The organism is Spirochaetia bacterium (assembly GCA_022482625.1).
GTDB lineage: Bacteria > Spirochaetota > Spirochaetia > Sphaerochaetales > Sphaerochaetaceae > Pleomorphochaeta.
Window position 1 is genome coordinate 1 of record JAKVOU010000001.1, and the last position, 19737, is coordinate 19737.

At 45.1% G+C, this 19737-nt stretch carries 17 protein-coding genes and 1 tRNA gene; 11 read left to right on the forward strand and 7 right to left on the reverse strand.

Translation table 11 applies throughout. The annotated features are described in order from the left end of the window. Window positions 1-68: 68 nt before the first annotated feature. Both LKE40_00005 and LKE40_00010 read right to left on the reverse strand, forming a co-directional pair. Window positions 69-140 (reverse strand) — tRNA-Val (locus LKE40_00005). A gap of 157 nt (window positions 141-297) precedes the next feature. Further along, window positions 298-1500, reverse strand: a complete 1203-nt coding sequence (locus tag LKE40_00010; GenBank protein MCH3915881.1) for an alpha/beta hydrolase — start codon at window positions 1498-1500, stop codon at window positions 298-300. 137 nt (window positions 1501-1637) lie between these two features. On the opposite strand from LKE40_00010, the gene LKE40_00015 reads away from it, so the two are divergent. The 9 genes from LKE40_00015 (at window position 1638) to LKE40_00055 (ending at window position 11776) form a co-directional block, all read left to right on the forward strand. Further along, window positions 1638-2288, forward strand: a complete 651-nt coding sequence (locus LKE40_00015; protein ID MCH3915882.1) for a TetR/AcrR family transcriptional regulator — start codon at window positions 1638-1640, stop codon at window positions 2286-2288. 300 nt (window positions 2289-2588) lie between these two features. Further along, window positions 2589-3881, forward strand: coding sequence for an amidohydrolase (locus LKE40_00020; protein MCH3915883.1), 1293 nt, complete (start codon window positions 2589-2591; stop codon window positions 3879-3881). A gap of 23 nt (window positions 3882-3904) precedes the next feature. Continuing rightward, complete coding sequence (locus LKE40_00025; GenBank protein MCH3915884.1) at window positions 3905-5011, forward strand: BMP family ABC transporter substrate-binding protein; 1107 nt, start codon at window positions 3905-3907, stop codon at window positions 5009-5011. A 16-nt stretch (window positions 5012-5027) separates the two neighbouring features. After that, on the forward strand, window positions 5028-6587 hold the full coding sequence (locus LKE40_00030) for an ABC transporter ATP-binding protein (GenBank protein MCH3915885.1): 1560 nt from the start codon (window positions 5028-5030) through the stop codon (window positions 6585-6587). Continuing rightward, a complete protein-coding gene (locus LKE40_00035; GenBank protein ID MCH3915886.1) occupies window positions 6580-7644 on the forward strand; it encodes an ABC transporter permease in 1065 nt (354 codons plus the stop codon). Before LKE40_00030 ends, LKE40_00035 begins: the two co-directional genes overlap by 8 nt. Before the next feature lie 9 nt (window positions 7645-7653). Beyond that, window positions 7654-8607, forward strand: coding sequence for an ABC transporter permease (locus tag LKE40_00040; protein MCH3915887.1), 954 nt, complete (start codon window positions 7654-7656; stop codon window positions 8605-8607). After that, window positions 8597-9526: an adenosine deaminase gene (gene add, locus LKE40_00045; GenBank protein ID MCH3915888.1), complete on the forward strand. Its 930-nt coding sequence runs from the start codon at window positions 8597-8599 to the stop codon at window positions 9524-9526. Before LKE40_00040 ends, add begins: the two co-directional genes overlap by 11 nt. Window positions 9527-9939: 413 nt before the next feature. Next, window positions 9940-11220 (forward strand): ATP-binding protein, encoded by a 1281-nt coding sequence (locus LKE40_00050; protein MCH3915889.1) that lies wholly within the window; start codon window positions 9940-9942, stop codon window positions 11218-11220. A gap of 1 nt (window position 11221) precedes the next feature. Next, window positions 11222-11776 (forward strand): hypothetical protein, encoded by a 555-nt coding sequence (locus tag LKE40_00055; GenBank protein ID MCH3915890.1) that lies wholly within the window; start codon window positions 11222-11224, stop codon window positions 11774-11776. A 498-nt stretch (window positions 11777-12274) separates the two neighbouring features. Here LKE40_00055 and LKE40_00060 read toward each other — a convergent pair whose 3' ends face one another. Beyond that, window positions 12275-12430, reverse strand: a complete 156-nt coding sequence (locus LKE40_00060) for a hypothetical protein (protein MCH3915891.1) — start codon at window positions 12428-12430, stop codon at window positions 12275-12277. 93 nt (window positions 12431-12523) lie between these two features. Between LKE40_00060 and LKE40_00065 the strand changes: the two genes are divergently transcribed. Beyond that, a complete protein-coding gene (locus LKE40_00065) occupies window positions 12524-13663 on the forward strand; it encodes a transposase (GenBank protein ID MCH3915892.1) in 1140 nt (379 codons plus the stop codon). A gap of 201 nt (window positions 13664-13864) precedes the next feature. On the opposite strand, the gene LKE40_00070 is transcribed toward LKE40_00065, so the two are convergent. From LKE40_00070 to LKE40_00080, 3 genes are all read right to left on the reverse strand, one after another. Continuing rightward, window positions 13865-15223 carry a multidrug transporter MatE gene (locus LKE40_00070; protein ID MCH3915893.1) on the reverse strand — a complete coding sequence of 453 codons (1359 nt, stop codon included), beginning with the start codon at window positions 15221-15223 and terminating at the stop codon, window positions 13865-13867. A 613-nt stretch (window positions 15224-15836) separates the two neighbouring features. Beyond that, entirely contained in the window at window positions 15837-16409 is a 573-nt protein-coding gene (locus LKE40_00075) for a TetR/AcrR family transcriptional regulator (GenBank protein MCH3915894.1), read from the reverse strand. After that, window positions 16384-17556 (reverse strand): MFS transporter, encoded by a 1173-nt coding sequence (locus tag LKE40_00080; GenBank protein MCH3915895.1) that lies wholly within the window; start codon window positions 17554-17556, stop codon window positions 16384-16386. The genes LKE40_00075 and LKE40_00080 overlap by 26 nt, the downstream gene beginning before the upstream one ends. Before the next feature lie 239 nt (window positions 17557-17795). On the opposite strand from LKE40_00080, the gene LKE40_00085 reads away from it, so the two are divergent. Continuing rightward, a complete protein-coding gene (locus LKE40_00085) occupies window positions 17796-19007 on the forward strand; it encodes an NADP-dependent isocitrate dehydrogenase (GenBank protein MCH3915896.1) in 1212 nt (403 codons plus the stop codon). 40 nt (window positions 19008-19047) lie between these two features. Here the strand turns inward: LKE40_00085 and LKE40_00090 are convergent, their stop codons facing one another. Further along, window positions 19048-19683 carry a hypothetical protein gene (locus LKE40_00090; GenBank protein MCH3915897.1) on the reverse strand — a complete coding sequence of 212 codons (636 nt, stop codon included), beginning with the start codon at window positions 19681-19683 and terminating at the stop codon, window positions 19048-19050. Window positions 19684-19737: the final 54 nt, after the last annotated feature.

Sequence of the window (19737 nt, forward strand, 5' to 3'; positions counted from 1 at the left end):
ATAACGACTTGTTTCTGAACTTGATACAAAGAAAAAAAACATGTATCAAAAATGATACATGCCATCTATGGGCCCGATTGGGTTTGAACCAACGACTTCTACCATGTCAAGGTAGCACTCTCCCACTGAGTTACGGTCCCGTCTGTTTGTCTTTTCGTATTACCGAATCGACGTTTTCAGACCATACAGAAAAGGAAAAAAAAAGTCAATAGCAAAACCTATTTGTAACCATTTTTCGTAAGCTTCAAATTATAGACACTGAGGAAAGGGCACTCACTAAGTAATATGCATGGCTGCTCATGTGTTGAATGTTTTCTCTATCCATTCAAAAAGGGCCTCGTGAAACACACTGATTGCACCCATCTGGCAATGTTCCTGTCCGCCTTCCTGTTCAGTAAATATGCGGGTAGTTACGCTACGGGCATTTGTCAGGGCTGACTTGAATGAGGAGATCTGTTCCAGGGGGAAATGATGATCTTTTTCTCCAGCGGCAATAAAAACATCGCAGGTAATCAGTTTTGCAGTATCCCTCAGATTGTATTGCTTGAAGATACTCAGCAGGTCCGATGGGCTTTTTGCACCCATCGTCCATTTTGCATTCTGTACTCCCCATTGTACACCTGGTCTGGATTTCATTGCCGATTTCAAAAGGAAATCGACAAGACCGGTATGTCCTTTTCTGTACAATTTTCTTACAAAAACAGGGGTTTTTCTCATGGCCGCTTCCTGGAAGTCATAACAGACATCGAAAGCAACGACACCGTCGATTCGCTTTTCGAAAGCAGCTGCCCGAGGGGCAAGATAGCCACCCATGCTGGCGCCGACCAGTACTATTTTCTTAGGTTTTCCGAATTTTCCGATAAATTCATCCAGAACCGCACCTGTCGGTTTTTCCCATTCCGGAGTGAACCGCATGCCGTACTTACGTATTGCCGAGCCCTGTCCTGGGCCCTCAAAAATGAGAGCAGCGTAACCTCGTTGCAAAGCCGCAGCAGCAACAAGGGAGTAAAGTTCCTCCAGCGTTGAATCATAGCCACCGTGAGCAACAATCAACGGCTTGGAGCCTGCATCTGTGCCACCGGGGAAATAGACAGCTTTCAGTTGCTTTGACTCGTAAGGGATAGAGAATATTTCATAGTTGATACCCAGATGGCCAAGACCATCATCGAAAGTATTGACGCTCTTATCAAATGTCGGTAATCGGCGTTCATCCTTTGGGTTCAGGAAAAACTCCGCCGTACGGTAGTAATTGGATGCACGTAGCATGGCTTTCCCATAGCTGACAGGATTACAAAGAGCCTTTGCCCTGGTTTCAACCATGGCCGCGACTCTGTGCCACCCCTGATACCAGGCTTCGTCATCACCGTCCTTTATTCCTGATAGGGCAGACAGAACTTCACCGACTTCAGCCCCATTGAATGTACTTTCTCCTAAAGTCCTCAATACTTCAAAGTTATATGTCTGATTCTTGAACCAGCGTGTATTTGCCTGTTTATTCATGACCTGATCTCCTAAGCTATGATTTTGATGACTAAAAACATGAACAATGTTCATGTTTTAAATTGGCAAGTACTGAATGTCAAGAAAACATGAACTGTGTTCTTGTTTTTCCTTGCAGAAACTTATACTGTCAGAGTATGACAAAAGAATCACAGATACCGAATGCCAGCAGATCCGGGCATTCGGTAAAGAATCCAGTGCAGAAGAGATCAATACAGAAAAAAGAAAGGATCATTGCCTCTGCATTCCGATTATTCAAGACAATGGACTATAATTCAGTGAGTATCAGGTTGATCGCCCGGGAAGCAGGGGTTTCAATCGGCATACTCTATTCCTATTTTGCGAACAAGCAGGATATCTTCTTTGCGGCCAGAGGGCTTTACCGTGATGAGATCTATCATCGGTTTCTCGAAACGATTGAAAAAAAGATAGATGTTTCCGATTCTCTCGAAAATGCCATAGTAATGGTTCTGGAAACTCTAGATGCCAGTATCTGCGATTTTGAGATTTTCCATCGTCAGATTCTGCTGTTTTCACTTTCTGATGCATCAGTAGCGAAGAATCAAATGAACTTGGAAAAGAAATATGCCACAGCAGTGTCTGCTGTGTTCTTTGAAAAATTCAAAGATAAGATTGCCATTGCAAATACAGCTGCCGTAACATACCTCTTACACCGTATACTGAAGGAAACAGTGGAAAGACTGCTGTTTTTTCCCTCTGAGATTTCCAAAGAAGAGGTTTTTCACGAAGTGTCAAAAATGCTGGCAGATTACTTGAGGGAACAATAGTTGTCAGTTTCGGTCAAATGAAAACATGTGTCCTGTATGTTTGCGGAATGGCAATGGTATGCTGCAAGTTTACTGCTTGCTTGGTTCCGGGACATAGTTTGTTTTCCGAGTTGAGAAGTATGATAAAAGATATATCTGAATAATATCTAAACTTATACAAGTTTGTAGATGTAAACTAATTTTATATAGGAACGATTATACTCACCTGTAAAACGAAATTGATAAAAACACATGTTTAGTAGAAATATATCTGTTTCAGTGGCAGTCTCGTGACAATATAGCATGACTTAAAGAGGCCTTATGGACGCATTGTTTGATTGCATTGTCAAGAAGATGATTGACTTTGGTGAGGATGTCTTCAGACATCCTGAACTTGGATACAGGGAATTTCGGACCAGTGCCAAGGTTAAACAATTACTGGATGATGAAGGGATTCATTGGACTGAAGCAGCGTATACAGGTTTGACTGCCGTTATCGACGGTGGATTTCCAGGTCCGGAAATAACACTAGTCTGTGAGCTCGATGCGGTTCCTACTCTCGGACATCCCTATGCGGAAAAAGAAACTTCGGCAGCACATACTTGTGGACATTATGCGCAGCTGGGCATAATGCTGGCTGTTTTTCTATACTTGCACCGTTCCGGTGTCTTGGCATCCCTGTCTGGTCGTGTGAGACTTGTGGTCACGCCTGCTGAGGAATATTGTGACCTTGCCTATCGTAACGATCTGATCAAGAAGGGAGTTGTCAGCTTTGCTTCAGGTAAACGGGAGTTGATTCATGAAGGCATCTTCAAATCTGCGGATCTGATTCTTTCCTGCCATACCATGGGCATTGACCAGGATCGCTGGGATGCGGAAGTCGGGTCAACCCTCAATGGGTTTATGTACAAGAAGGCGACGTTCATCGGCAAGGGCGCCCATGCCGGTTCGAATCCTGCAGGAGGCATCAATGCCCTCAATGCAGCAGATCTTGCCATGACTGCCATAAATTTCCAAAGGGAAACCTTTCGGGAAGAAGATGCGATCAGAGTACATTACATTCTTTCCAACGGCGGGCTTACCATCAATAGCATTCCAGAAAAAACCGTCCTGGAACTCTATGTCAGGGGAAAGACCCTGGAAGTAATCAAAGAGACGAACCAGAAGGTCGATAATTGCCTGAAGGCCGGTGCCCTTGCCATTGGTGCAAAGGTCGAGATTGCAGATAGCATGGGTTATCTGCCATTGTTCCAGGACTCAGCACTGACAGCGGTAGTCAAGCAGCAGATTGAGAAAACCTGTGTTGCTCCGAGGATTGCAGAAGGAACACATGGCTTTGCAAGCGGTGATATGGGCGACTTGTCACAGATTTATCCTACGGTCGAAATCGGTATTTCGGGATTTGAGGGCCATATACATGGCAGTGACTTCAAAACCAAAGATACCGGACGTGCTTATCGTGAACCTGCGGCATACTTTGTTGCGACTGTCATTGCGTTGCTTCGTGACCATGCAGCCAAGGCAAATGAAGTCAAAAGCTCGTTTAACCGGCGGTTGAATGAAAAGGAATACTTTGAACTCATAGCAAATCTGTCCGGTGTACATATGTATTGATATTCTTTTACTAGGAGAAAAAGATGAGAAGATTTCTTGTAGTCATGCTCGGACTCATGCTGACATTGGCTCCCGTTTTCGCACAAGGAAACAACGAGACGAAGAAAAACGCCGATGACGGTAAACTTAAAGTCACATTGCTGGTGACGGGATCCTTCGGGGACAAGGCATTCAACGATTCTGCACTCGCAGGCGTCAATATGATCAAGTCAAAGCTTGGTGATAAAGTTGCAATAAATACTGTTGAAATGGGAACGGACAAGTCTAAGTACGAAAGTGCCGTCCTTGATGTGGCCGACAGCGGTACGGATATCATTGTCACCGGTCTATGGGAAATGGCCCAGGTCATCCAGGATGTTGCTCCGCAATATCCTGACAAGAAATTTATTCTTTTCGATACATCCGTGGATTATAGTGCCGGAGATTATTCGAATGTGTATTCGATCAGCTACAGACAGAACCAGGCAGGTTTCCTTGCAGGCGTCCTTGCCGCAGGTGTTACGAAATCTGATATGCCAGAGTGTAACCCGCAGGCTACCATCGGTTTCATAGGAGCAAAGGAAAATGCTGCGGTTATCAACGATAGTGCTGTCGGTTATGTAGAAGGTGCCAAGTTCATTGACCCCAACATCAAGGTATTGGTTTCATATGTCGGTTCCTATGTTGACTCAGCTACGGCAAAGGAACTTGCACTTACACAGTATTCCAATGGTGCTGACATCGTATTTGTTGCTGCCGGACCTGCATCTGTGGGGGCTATCGAAGCTGCCTTTGACAGCCAGAAGTACATTATCGGTGTCGATTCTGACCAAGCTGCTGCCTATGCTGACAATTCCAATGCAAAATATATCATTTCCTCTGCCCTGAAGAATGTCGGAATGTCAATCTACAACAGTATCAGCCAAGATCTGGCAGGGACATTGCCGTATGGTCATTCCGAAACCCAGGGGCTTTCCAGTGATGCTGTCGGACTTGCCATGAACTCCATCTATGAATCAGAAGTTCCGGCTACGGTCAAGCAACAAGTAGCTGATGCCAAGAAGTCTTTGATCGAAGGTAAGGTCAAGGTCAATACCGCTTACGGCATGGAATTCGACAAGCTTAAAGCAATCATCAACAGTGCCCAATAACCTTGGGAGGGGAGCCATGGATTCTCAAACTGCTCTGGCAGTCAAGCACATCACTATGGTCTATCCCGGTGGCGTTGTCGCCAACCGGGATATCAACCTGGAAGTCAGAAAGGGGGAGATCCATGCTCTCATAGGTGAAAACGGCGCAGGCAAGTCTACTTTGATGAATATCCTCTATGGGTTGCTTGTTCCCACTAAAGGGACCATCGAAGTTGACGGACATGCCGTGACCTTTTCCAGCTCAAGGGATGCCATCAAGGCAGGGCTTGGTATGGTGCACCAGCATTTCAAGCTGGTGCCTTCGCTTACTGTAGCGGAAAACCTGATCCTTGGCGACGAACCGATGAAGGGGAAATATTTCATCGACAGGCGCAAGGCTGTCGACGTGACCAAGTCGTTGAGCAAGAAATATCAGCTCAATGTAGTCGCAGAGGAACGTGTCAGGGATATTTCACTGGCAATGATGCAGAAGCTGGAAATACTCAAGGCCCTGTACAGGGGAGCCCGGATTCTGATCCTTGATGAACCGACGGCCGTCTTGACTCCTCAGGAAACCCTTGAACTGTTTGAACAGTTGAAACTTTTGAAAAGCCATGGCATTACCATTCTTTTTATTTCCCACAAACTCAATGAAGTAAAACAGCTATGTGACAGGCTTACGGTACTTCGTGATGGACATGCCATGGGTACCTATGATGTCAGCAGCCTCAGTGAGAAGCAAATATCCACCCTGCTTGTAGGGCGGGAGGTCAACCTTGATATTGAAAAGCCGCCCGTTAAAGCCGGAAAGGTAGTTTTTTCTGCGCAGGGTCTTTGCTATACCGATCATTTCGGCAAGCTTCGTGTCAATGAAGTTTCGTTCAGTGTCCATGCTGGAGAAATCGTGGGCATTGCCGGAATCGATGGCAACGGACAATCGGAACTTGCAGAGTTGATCGTAGGTTCCTTGAAACAAGACAAGGGCATCATGATGTTCAACGGAACGGATATTTCCCATGCTTCGATTCGCCGTCGTCAGGATCTTAAGCTTTCACATGTCTCCGAAGACCGTATGCTCATTGGAACTGCCCCCCGTCTGTCCCTGGAAGATAACCTGATATCAAAGAGCTACGACAGTGGAACACTCCAGTCACATCATTTGTACCACAGGAAGAAAATTACTGAGTTTTCCAAACATGTCCTGGATGAGTTCCAGGTAAAATATGACCATACCCAACAGCATGTTACAGAATTGTCCGGTGGAAACATCCAGAAGCTGGTCGTCGGTAGGGAATATACTTCAGATCCTGATTTCATCATCCTTAACCAGCCTACAAGGGGCATAGATGTCGGTTCGATTGAGTTCATCAGGAAGAAGATCATCGGCAGCAGGAGCGAGGGTAAGGCAATATTGCTTATCTCTGCGGACTTGAGCGAAATAAGATCCATGAGTGATGTCATCCTTGTCATGCATGAGGGACGCATAGTGGCCTATATCGAGAACGTCAGTGAGAGTACAGAGGAAGAACTTGGTCTCTATATGCTAGGCGTGAAGGAAGATAATCCTGCACATATAAGGAAAGCGTACAATGGATAAGCGTAGACTATCAGTAAACGGTCTGTTTGATATCATCAGGGTTGTCGTTGCCATGTTGATAGCCGTGGCAATTACGGTTGTCATCATCTTTGCAGTCAGCAAGGAACCTGGTACGGCATTATTCAACTTGTTCATAGGTCCGTTTTTGACGAAGCGGCATTTCTTCGATATCGTGCAAAGCGCCATTCCTCTGATGTTCACGGGCTGTGCCTTGGCTATGATCTTCAAATCCGGCAATTTTTCCTTGATCGGCGATGCTTCCTTGTATCTTGGTGGTGTTACCACGGCAGCCTTGGCTGTTTTCGTACATCTGCCTCCCGTCATCCATCCTCTTTTCATCATAGTTGCCGCAGGGATCGTCGGAGCTGCCATCGGTGCCATACCTGCCATCTTGAAAGTGCGGTACGGAGCCAATGAATTGGTAACGTCCCTGATGCTCAACTTTGTCTTTGATGCCTTCGGCGTGTTTATCATAAATACATTCCTTGCCGATCGCAATGCCGGTACCTTTGCTTCTTTGAAATACGACAAGTCCGCAGGACTTGGAAACATGCTTTCCGGCACGAGACTGCATTGGGGGTTACTGGTTGCGTTAGGAATTGTAGTCCTTTCCTATCTTATCATGGAACGTTCCACCTTGGGATATAAGATCAAGGCTTGCGGCTCAAATCTTACCTTCGCCAAGCATGCAGGAATCAATACCGGCATGACCATCATACTTGCACAGGTCATCGGCGGTGCCATCTGTGGCATTGGTGGGGCAACTGAGCAGCTTGGCATGTTTACCCGCTTTATCTGGGCAGATTCACCTTCCTATGTATGGGACGGAGTCATCGTGACCATACTGGCTCGCAACAATCCCAAGAACATTCCCTTGTCGGCATTTTTCTTGGCATATCTTCGCATAGGTGCAGATTTGATGTCACGGCGCAGCGATGTACAGAATGAATTGGTTGCCGTAATCCAAGCCATCATCATCCTTTTCGTGACTGCGGAAAGTTTCCTTGCCGGCATGAAGCAGCACATGGAATCACGTCAGGCGCTGGCTGTCAAATAGGAGCATCACATGAGCATATTGAGTACCATATTACATACATTGATGAAACCTGATTTCTACTATGCAGTCCTGCGCAGTGCCACACCTGTATTGTTTGCTACGCTGGGCGCAATCATTTCTTCCGCCGCCCATTGCAGCAATATAGCATTGGAGGGGATGATGCTGATGGGAGCCTTTGTCGGTGTTGTTGTCAGTGCGTTTACCCAGAGCGCATTCCTAGGATTGCTTGCGGCTATGGGAGCGGGGCTGCTTATGAGCCTGATCCTTGCTTTCTTTGCCATAAACCTCAAGTCGAACATCATTATATCAGGTATTGCGCTCAATACCCTTGCTTCGGGAGGTACCATTTTCATGCTGTATCTCATCACTGGTGAAAAGGGTGCTTCTACCAGTTTGCATTCCTTGAAGATACCTGATATTGACATCCCGTTCCTTGATCATATTCCCGTGTTGGGAACTATCCTGTCAGGACATAACTTGCTGACATATACTGCGCTTATCTGTGTTATCCTGATCTGGGTCATGTTCAAGTATACACGTCTGGGGTTGCATATCATCGCAACCGGTGAGAACGAAGGGGCTGCCAGGTCCGTGGGGATCGATACCGTAGGTATCAAGTACATAGCACTTGGCTTGTCAGGAATCCTTTCTGCAATGGGCGGAGCTTTCCTTTCGATGGGATATGTAGGACTGTTTTCATCCGGCATGACCGCAGGACGTGGCTATACGGCCTTGGCGACCCAAGCCATAGCAGGCAGCAATGCTGTCATCGGGCTGCTGGTTTCCTTGTTGTTCGGTTTCTGTGCCAGCATGTCGAATTATCTGCAATCGACGGATATTCCCCTGCAGTTTGTGAAAATGGTACCTTATTTGACCATTGTCATTGTCTATACGTGGTTCTGTGCCTCGACTCGGAGGAAAAGCCAAGGGAAGAAGAAGGGGAGGTTGCCTGATGAACTGTGAACTTCATCTGCATCTTGATGGTTCGCTGAGACCTGCCACTGTTGATGAATTTCTTGGGACAAAGTCTCCTGGATTGGATAAGGTTACCGATCTGCTTAGGGTGCCGGAGAACTGTCCGAGTCTTGAGGCCTGTCTTGAGCGTTTTGAACTGCCGCTTAAGGTACTGCAGGACCATGATGCCTTGGAGCGGGTTTCCTTTGAGTTGGTAGAAGATCTTGTACATCTGGGACTTGACTATGCAGAGATACGGTTTGCTCCTCAGCTGCATACGGGAAAGGGTGCTTCACAACAGGCGATTGTCCAGGCAGCGGAGCGTGGTGTGCGACAGGCCATGAGTCAATACCCTTCCATACGTGTAGGATTGATCCTTTGTATGATGCGTGGCCGTGACAACCATGCCGAGAACATGGAAACGGTACGTGTTGCCCAGAAGCTGCAGGATGATGTAGTATGCGCGCTTGACCTTGCCGGAGCAGAATCCTTGTATCCTACTTCTGAGTTCATGAAGGAACTTCAGTGCGCGAAGGCCAGCGGGCTTGGCTTGACCATACATGCAGGAGAGGTGGATGATCCCCAAAGTCTCAGGGATGCCTTGAGTCTCAGGCCGGACAGGATCGGACATGGTATCATAGCGGCACGGTATCCAGACATCATAGATACGCTTATCAGGGAAGAAATAACGCTGGAAGTCTGCGTAACGAGCAACTACCATACCAAGTCAGTTGCTTCCATTGCTGAACATCCTATTCGATTCCTGCTTGACCATGGGGTCAAGGTAGCTGTCTGTGCAGACAATATGACGGTTTCACATACCGATGTACTGCAGGAACTTGAACTGGTCAGACAGACCTTCGGGCTTACTGACGCCAGCATGGATTTGTTCAGGTCATATGCTGAGGCGGCACGCTTCCTCAAATAAAGTCGTATGTTATAATGAATTTTTGCAAGTCTGAAAAAAACTCAAGGATATCTGAACAACTATTGATGAACGGTGCAAATTAAAAACAACGATTATGCTGGCATATCTGCATAGGTTGAAAATAGTTTTGGTATTGTTCTTTGCTTAATTGAAAAATATCTAATGATATTGTTACTATTATATCAGATAGTAAAAGCATCGCTGGCTACTTCCGTTAGGATATTCAACGGGCAGCAACTCCTTTGGACGAAGATAACTAAACAAATATTTTATTGTAATAAAAGGAATTGATTTTTTTCCATTAATACGTATGTCCTGATAGGATGTTGCTCCTTGACCAAAAACAAAAGAATCAAGTAGCATCAAGATAGTAGTATAAATCGTGTTATTTACTAAATTGATAGGTGTTGATTATGAAAGTTCAAATATCAGATATTGGGAAAATTCAAACTGCAGAACTTGCACTGGATGGAATTACAGTAATTGCAGGACAAAACGGCTCAGGAAAGACCTCTTTAGCAAAAGCGATTTATGGCATTTTATCTCCAGTATATAATTTTGAAGATCATATAATGGAGAAACGACTGACAAGTATACTTGCATCTGTACGGGAATGGTTTCGTTTCAGTTATGCAGGAAAACTTTCTTCTCAGCAAAATAGAAGTACAATTTTGCTTATGAATAGAGTCATGCGGTGGGTTAAGAACTATGTTAAGGAAAAAATTGACTTAGGTTGTGAAGATCTTGAATTGACACAAGCTAAGCTTGTAGAAATTTGTCTTTCAGCTGATAGCGATTCTTTTTCTCCTGAGTCTTTTGAAGAAAATAAGCGTACTCGAGAGACAATTGATAGGATTGGTTTGTATTGGGAAAAAGCAGATGAAGAATATGCAAGTTTGATTTATTTCCAACAATTCAGAAATTTATTTGAAAATCAAATCGTTTCTTTTGATTGTAAGCATCCGGGAGAAATTAAATTCGATGATGGTATCAGCGTACGTTTGACCAATGATAGAATTGATTCTCTAGATTATTCTGCAACTGGAAAATTGGGTGAGGTAGTATTTTTTTCAACAGACCGTGATTCTCTTCTTGGAAGAAATTTGTATACTGATGATTCACTTGCTAAGCAACTTAGGAGAAAGAATCTATTTGCAGATCAGGATATAACTCTTGAAACCTATAATGAGAACCTTGAGGCCGTAACTAAATTTCACCAGTTAATTGACAGTGTCATACATGGAAAATTCGTTAGCCAAGAAAATGGAATAGACTTTAATTTTGTTGAGAATGAGCATTCTTCTGAAAAATTAGAATTATGTAATATGGCATCAGGAATTCTTCCCTTTGCAATGATTGAACAGTTAATTGAAAATGGCACACTTTCCCGGGATAGTCTGCTTATCATTGATGAGCCCGAAATGAACCTTCATCCTGAATGGCAGTTGTCATTTGCAAAACTTATCATTGGTTTAAACCATCTGTTACATGTGAAAGCTCTCTTGATATCGCACAGTCCTTATTTTATACGTGCAATTGAAAAGGTGCTTTCAGATACTGAATATCAAGGAGTATCAAGAGCTTTTTATCTTATGGAAAAAAACAGCGGGAATGATCAATATCACACAAAAGATGTCACTAACGAAACTGAATTGATCTATCAACAGCTATATAGGCCCCTAGAGGAATTATAGAATGGGAAAAAATTTTACTAAGGGTTTTTGTCCTTTATGCAACTATAAATCATTGTTGGCACAAACCTCCCTGAATACTGCTTCTATGGAGTCCCTGCTTGATTCTGGAACTGAGGTTTATGATTTTGATAAATTAGCAGAGACTCTTTCTGGACTCAGAGGTGACGAAGCTTTAAATTCCTGTGATGCGTATTTTGAAAAAGATGATAAAATATACCTTTTTGAATTCAAAGATCAACCAAGGTGTAATATTCCTAATAAAGTAATCCAACAAAAAGCGTTTGATTCTGTAGCACAATTGCTGATGTCATGGAAAAATGGTGATTCACAGCAAATAGTATCAAGTAAATTGGTCCTTTTCGTTATTTTTAATAGTGAAAAGGAAAGGTCTTATGAAAAGACAAGCAAAAAAATTTATACAATGGCTTATCCTCACTCGCAGGAAGAGCCATGTTATTTTGGATTGGATTCGTCAATGCTCAAAGAATATTTTGTAAGAATTCATACAATTTCAATTGATTGTTTTATAGAAAAAATATATGCCGTTGATTTTTGATGAAGGCTGAATTACTTTGTTGAAGTGAAGTAACAAGACAGGCATCCTGCTATATTTACAGCATTCTCATTTGTCTTCAATTGGCCGATGGTTTCGTCTTTGGAATATTCTGTGGCAATCGGAACTGCTTGTTATGATCAAGTCATATTCCCCGCACAATTGCAGGCGTGTGGCTGTTATTTCCGGAGTATGTGAGGGGTAGAAGCATTCGGTTCCTTCAATTCCTTCAGAAAGCAATTCTCGGATGATGGCAGTGAAGGCATCTATCGATTTTGTCTTGATAACTTTGCCGGGATGGGCAAGGATTGCCTTGCCACCTGCTTCATGGATCCAACTGCAAACTTCTTTGACTGAGGGAAAATGGGTAAGCTGTCCGGATGATTATAGTTTAGATCATTTTTCAAGAATCAAAATCGATAATGAAAAAAATATCGGTTTTGATCTAATCATTATAATTATATATTTAAAGAGGTTTTTGCAAAACTCGAAACTGATGGGTCAGTGTGCATAAATATGCAGTTTTCTCAGCAGGATTCCCGGCCTGTGCCCGGAAGGGAAAGAAAGGGGAGAAACTGAGGGGAAGGCTGCACCGGCATGCCATGGTGCCGGGAGGACAGCCCCGCCCCGTACGGCAAAGGACAGGTGTACCGTCATCTTTTTCTTGAAAAACAATTCTTTTTAGGGTATGAAAAAAGGCTCGCTTTTGATATACTTTGATTGTAAAAAAGAATAAAAGGAGCCTTTACCATGGATAGTACACCGAACCGCCTTTCACTGCAACCCCTCCTCTTCGACCGGCAGGACCTGTGCGGCTGCTTCTTCCTTGAGCCCACCCCGAAGGAGGTGGAGTTCCTGCGCTACTGGCAGGCACTGGTTGCCCTGGTCCCCACGCGGCTTTCACGGCCTGCGGGAGGGCGTACCGGGCGCAGGGGCTACAGCCTGATGGACATACTGGCGGTGCGTGCGGTGCTGCTCTTCTTCCGCCTGGACACCGTCACGGCTGCGGTTGCCCTGCTGCAGTCGAGCCCGAACCTGAGGACGGTGACACAGCTGGGGCGGGTACCCAGCCCGTCGTCGGTGAGCAGGCGGACGTCACGGCTGCTGGAGGAGATGGACTTCCGGGGGATCCATGACCGGCTGTGCAGGCAGTTCTATGCAGGCAGGACGGTGTGCCACCTGAGCCTTGACAGCACGCCCGTGGATGCACGGGAGAAGCCTGCGGTGAGGGCGAAGCGGCAGAAGGGCCGGAGGGGCCGCCCGAAGGCCGGCAGCGCAGAGGAGAAGGCGGTGCAGGAAAGGAAGGGGCAGGAGGCACGCCTGGTGCAGCTGCGCGACAGCGGGGACCCCCATGCCTACCTGGCCACGCTGGAACAGCGGTGCACGGTCACGGGGAAGCGGAACAGCAGGGGGCACATGCAGTGGCGCGTGGGCTACAAGGTACACCTGGCAGTGGACGACAGCGGCATCCCGGTGGCCAGTGCGGTGACGGGGGCGTGCGTGCATGACACGCAGCCGGCGATCCCCCTGCTGCGCATCGCCGCAGGGCGGTGCACCTGGCTGTATGCCCTCATGGACGGTGGCTACAGCAGCGGGGCGATCAGGGACAGGGTGCTTGCCATGGGCAGGGTGCCGCTCATCGACTTCAAGGCCGACCGCAACGGGGCCAAGGAGGAGATGGACCCTGCGGGACGCGCCAGGTACCGGGCACGGACCACGGTGGAGCGTACCAACAGCGAGCTGAAGGAGTGTTTCCTGCCGAAGGCGCTGTACGGCCGGGGGCCGAGGGCACGTTTCGACCTGCGGCTTGCGGTGCTGCTGCTGACCGTCAAGCGGATGGGCAAGGTGCTGGAAGCACGGCAGCAGGCGGCAAGGAAGAAGAGCGCATAGCAGGAAGGAATGGAAATGATGGCAGAGTGCAGGCACCCGGGAGGGCGTCCGTCCTGCGTGTGCGCGCAGGCCTGCGGCAGGCCATGAAGGCTACGTGATGCGGCCGGTTTCCATCCCCTGCAGCTGTCAGGCATGGCTTCTGCATGGATATGCATCATCCGTGAATATTTATTCAGGCATTCGTGAGTTTTGCAAAAACCTCTAAAGTTTAATCTTCACTGTATGCTTTCGAATATAGACTAACGAAAAAGCCATTATAAAGAATTCTGAAACAGGTATAGCAATCCAAACACCATTTATGCCTAAGAAAATTGGTAATACGAACAAAAGCATTCCACTTGCAAGGCTCCTGAAAACAGCAATAAGCATAGATGCCATATCTTGCATAGTCGATTGTAAATAATAAGTTGACAGTACATTGATGCCAAGGAATAAATATATACTAGAATAAATTCGAATGATTTTAGGTGCCATTTCGAGAACACGTGGAGTAGTGGCCATAAATAGTTTCATAATCTGAATGGGGAAAAGTTGCCCAAGTCCCGCAAGCAATAGACCTATGACAATAACTAGTAACATGGACATGTTGTATATAGTACGAATACGTTCTCGCTTATTTGCACCATAATTTAATGAAACAATTGGTTGAATGGCTTGTCCCACACCACAATAAAGGGCTTGTATTAAAGACGAAATACTTGCAATCACTCCATAAACAGCAAGTGCCACAGAATCACTGTATCGCATGATTTGATTATTTATGATGACAGCTAGTACTACAGTTCCTAGATCAAGCAAACTTGAACCGAGACCAATCAAAAGAATGTCTCTAGTAGCCTTGGACATGCTGAATGGTTTCTTTAGCCTTAACCCACAGCTTTTCTGCAGGAAGTGACTACTCATGATGATGGCTTGCGCTGATGTTCCAATCACGGTTGCTATTGCAGCGCCTTCAATTCCCATTCCCAACGGAAATACAAAAAACCAATCACCAAAGACATTGATAAGTCCCCCTACAATGACTGCAGACATCGCCAAATTTGGAGCACCATCATTACGGATGAATGCACTTAAAAAAGCGGGGAAAATAAATATAGGCCAAAAACGAATTAGCCATTTTGCATATTTCATTACCATTGGTAAAGATTTTTCATTTGCCCCTAAAAAAAATAATATCTGTTTGGAAAATATTATAAAACCTATCCAAGAGAGAATTGTTAACATACTCATTAGAATAATTGCTGCAGTAAAATATTCATTACCTCTTTGATCTTTTTTTCCTCCTTTTGCATTACTCATTAATATTGATCCACCTATTCCGCAAAGGATAGCGAGAAAGACTTGTATCTCATAAATGGGCATAATAATCGCCATTGCAGCTGCACCTGCAGGACCTTCTGATTGTCCTACTGCAAGTGTGTCTACAAGACTATAGATTGACATAACGAGCGAACTACCCATCGATGCCAATAAATATTTAGTAAATAAACTTTTAATGTTGTCAGTTAATAAGTTGATTTTAAAGTACCTCACAAAAAAAAGACCGGATAAGCTATCCAATACACTTGTCTATCATATCTGGCGGCGTCACTACGATTGCGCGCGCTCTCTGATAAATAATGTATTCGACATCTTATCCGGTCTTGAAACTACGGTTACAAAGCCTCCGATGGTGAAAAAAGTTTACTAAGAATATTTATTTTTGTCAATCAAACACATTGAATTGCGCAATATCAAAATTGACAAAGATTTCAAGTGCAACAATCAGTCAAATTCTAAACACACCGATTCCTATCTTGACATTTTTTACTAGACGAATAAGAACTATATTCTTTGAAGAAGTGACTGATATAATAGATTGATTTGAAATATTGTTGGATGATTTTTCTATAAGAAAACGTTTATTGTAGGCCGACTACACCTGTTTTTTAACATTTTTTGTAAATATTTCAAAAAACAGAGGAAAATCTCCCTTATTAAAAATAGTGAAATTTTTTAAATCTTTGACATCCTAATGGTAGTTTTGTCTAATGGTTGGAAGTAATATGAAACTTCTGTATATAAAACTACCAATTGCAGAAAGCAACAAGAAAATCTATCTACAATTGGAAGATGTCGCATCCTTGTACAGGAAATCTATGAGTAGGACCAGGATGAGGATCCGGGATGTATGTTATTCCGTCTTAGCCTTTTCTTTTACTATGCCGAAAAACAGGATATCCAAGGAAGCGTCAATGGACTTTCCTACGGTCATACCCTGTTCCATTAGGAAGGGAAAGTCCATATACATGTTACTCATTTCCTTTATCATCCTGTTCAATATGGTCCAGTTGACTTCGGGTTTGAAGAGACCCTCCGTGATGCCCTGCTGTGCAACCTGTCTGAATATCTTGAACTTGAAGTGTTTGAGTTCTTCTACTTTTTCCCATTGCTCAGGGTAGTACTGCCGTATATCCTGCAGCAGTGAGACAGGAAGCGGGTAGGTATGTGTCGCATGGACCAGCATCCTTAGCTTTTTTATTGCATCGACAGGTGCGGCAAGGATTGCCTCGTCTCCCTCCTCGTTGCATGCAATTGCCGAGGCAATATAGCAGGCAATGAGATTTTCCTTGCTGCTGAATTGCTGGTAAATCGTCTTCTTGCTGATTTTCAATCCTGCGGCAAGCTCATCCACCGTGAACTTTTTTGGTCCATATTGTTTGACCAGCTTACCTGTAGCCTCAAGTATACGATCTCTTGTTTCCATGGTTTTTCTCCTCTTCGTGCGCCATGATGATACCAATCATACCAAGACAAAGCAACGGTATGTCCGTTGCAATGCTTGATACATCCCAGAGCATGCCTATAAGCACGGGGCCGATGAAATTGCCAAGATATTGTATGGCATTGAAAAGTCCGTTTGCAGTTCCTCTGGAAGCATTCGGTGTCAGTTCGTTTACTTTGGAAGAAATGATCGTTACATTGGATGCATATCCTCCTGCGAACAAAGCAAGCCCGAGCATAGTGGACAGTAACGATACTTTCATTATGCATAGTATCCCTATTGTGTCCAATAGGAACGAGAATCCCATCATCCGATAGCTGAAACCTTTGTTTACGGCCTGCACGGTCAGCCTGATCATCAATATTGCAACAGCCAAGGCCGGAATGAATACAATCCAAAGTTGTGTTTCCTTGAGCAACCCTTGCAGATGCATCGGAACAATGAAAAGGATAGATGTCAACATAAAATTGTTGATGAATGCAGCACTGCAAAGCCTCATGAATGGCCTGTCCGCGAGGAACTGCCGCAAAGCTACGCCATTGATCCTTCCCGTTGTTTCCCTTGGCTTGCCTGAAGAGGGAGTGAAAAAGAGTATGTACAGCTCAGTCATGATGATGAAAATGGCACAGCAGAGGAAAATCTGGTTTACGGCCAGATAGTTGCGAAGCAATGGTCCGAGTATGAATGACAGCATTGCGCCGAATGAAACCATGAAGCTGAGGATTCCCATGGTCTTGGCTCGTTTGTCATCTGGTGCCATTCCTGCTATCCATGAGTAGCCGACACCGATGATGGCTCCACAGCCTTGCAGCATCCTGGAAATGATAAGGGTATAGATTGATGTGGCGACATAGGCAAGCAACAGGCCCGCTACCGTGATAGTAAGGCCGATGAGCAGTATTCTCTTTGTGCCGAACTTGTCGCTCAGCATGCCGAACGGTGTCTGCAGGATGGCTTGCATCAGACCGAATATGCCCAATACCATTCCGGCAAGCATCGGCGTGTAACCAGTCAGTTGCGTACAATAGGTGGCAATGAACGGTGCTACGATGGAAAGTGACATCTGCCGTAGCATGAGGGCCAGGCTGATCATGAAAATGGCTACGTCTGTATGTGTGGAATGTTTCATGTAATGCTCCTGTGTACTATAGAAACTAAAATTGTATTTTTAGTTTCCAACAGGTGAAAATATCTTAGTATTTTTACTTTTCGTCAAGTGTTCGCTAGCCAAAAACAATAAAAATACTATGGCTTGGAGCTCTGGTTCTGTTGTTGCGTTTCTTTGTCGGAACCGGAATGCCTGATGTATTCCCACTCATGGCGCATATGTTGTATGGTAGAGGAAAACCCTGGATTGGAGGAACTTACGTGGATAAAATTCAGATGAAAACCCCTATCGTCGAACTCGATGGCGATGAGATGACAAGGATTCTCTGGAAAATGATCAAGGATGAACTTATCATCCCTTATGTTGATTTGAAGAGCAATTACTATGACCTTGGACTGGTAAACCGGGAAAAGACCAAGGACCAGGTAACCGTCGATGCGGCCAATGCCATCAAGCAGCTTGGAGTAGGTGTCAAATGTGCTACGATTACGCCAAATGAACAGCGTATGAGTGAGTATCACCTGACAGAAAAATATAAAAGTCCCAATGGTACACTCAGGGCTATCTTGGATGGTACGGTTTTCCGTACACCGATTACCATCGATTCCATCAAACCTGTGGTCAGGAATTGGAAGAAACCCATTACCATCGCCAGACATGCCTATGGTGACGTGTACAAGGCGACTGAATACAGGGTAGAGGAACCTGGCAAGGCTGAACTGCTGTTTACCGGGGAAAGTGGCAAGACGGTGCGCAAGACCATCTATGAATTCGAGTGTCCCGGAGTGCTTCAGGCACAGTACAACAAGGACAATTCAATAACCAGCTTTGCCCATAGTTGTTTCAAGTTTGCTCTTGCCACGCATCAGGATCTATGGTTTTCAAGCAAGGATACGATCAGCAAAAGCTATGACCAGCGTTTCAGACAGATTTTCCAGGACCTGTACGAAGACACATACAAGCAGAAATTCGAAGAAGCTGGCCTGACATATTTCTATACGCTTATCGATGATGCCGTTGCCAGGGTCATCCGCAGCGAAGGTGGGTTCATCTGGGCCTGCAAGAACTACGATGGGGACGTCATGTCCGATATGGTTTCCACAGCTTTCGGTTCCTTGGCCATGATGACAAGCGTACTTGTTTCTCCGGATGGAAAGTACGAGTATGAGGCAGCTCACGGTACGGTAACCAGGCATTACTATCGGTATCTGAAAGGCGAAGATACTTCAACAAATCCTATGGCAACCATCTATGCTTGGACGGGAGCACTGAAGAAGCGTGGAGAACTCGATGGCTTGCATGATCTTTCACAGTTTGCAGATCAGCTGGAAGCTGCCTGCATGCAGACGCTTGACGATGGGATAATGACGAAGGACCTTGCTCATTTGGCAGAAGGTATCAAGGTGACCGCAGTCAATACGGCCCAGTTCATCAGTGCGATCAGAAAGCATCTGGATGCCATCAGAGGCTAAGAAAACATGGTCGGATTGACCGGATAGTCTTGCTGTCCGGTCAGAGACCGAGATCCTGTGCCTTTTGGGCAACGAGAGGATATTTCGCATATGCCATTACCAACTGTACAGGAGCTTCCAGGTTACCGTGGTTGTCTGAGGCAAAGACATCAATAAGGTCCCTGTCAAGGTATTCCTTGGTTTTCGGCAGATTGATGTCTTCTGCATTGCATTGGAAAATTACGCCCATGTCCTGGAGCTGCTTGAAAAGGTCTCCGTTCCATGTCAGCCATGGAAAACGTTCTACATGTGCGATGATTACCCTGTATCCTTTGTCTTGGACCATCTTGATTTTCTGTATGATGAAATTAGGTGGGAACAATACCGGAAATTCTATGAGATAGAATTGATTTCCGATAGGAATGCCTTGGATATCCTTTTCACTGTCCTTGACGAATATTTCAGAACCCAAGTAGCAGGTGATGCCTAAGTCTTCCGCAATGGCCTTGCAGTTTTCATAGGTATGCATGATGTTCGGTATATCTGTGTGTACGTATGGATTGAACAGATGCGGGGTAAATACCAATGAGGTAATGAAGCATTGGGCATATGCCCGAAACATCTTTGGCAGCAGGCTTTCGTCTTTCAGACCATCATCAATGCCGGGAAGCAGGTGTGTGTGGATATCAATGTACATGCTCCTATAATACCTTTTCTCATTATTTTGTACATGGCTTGTTTTTTGCTTTTA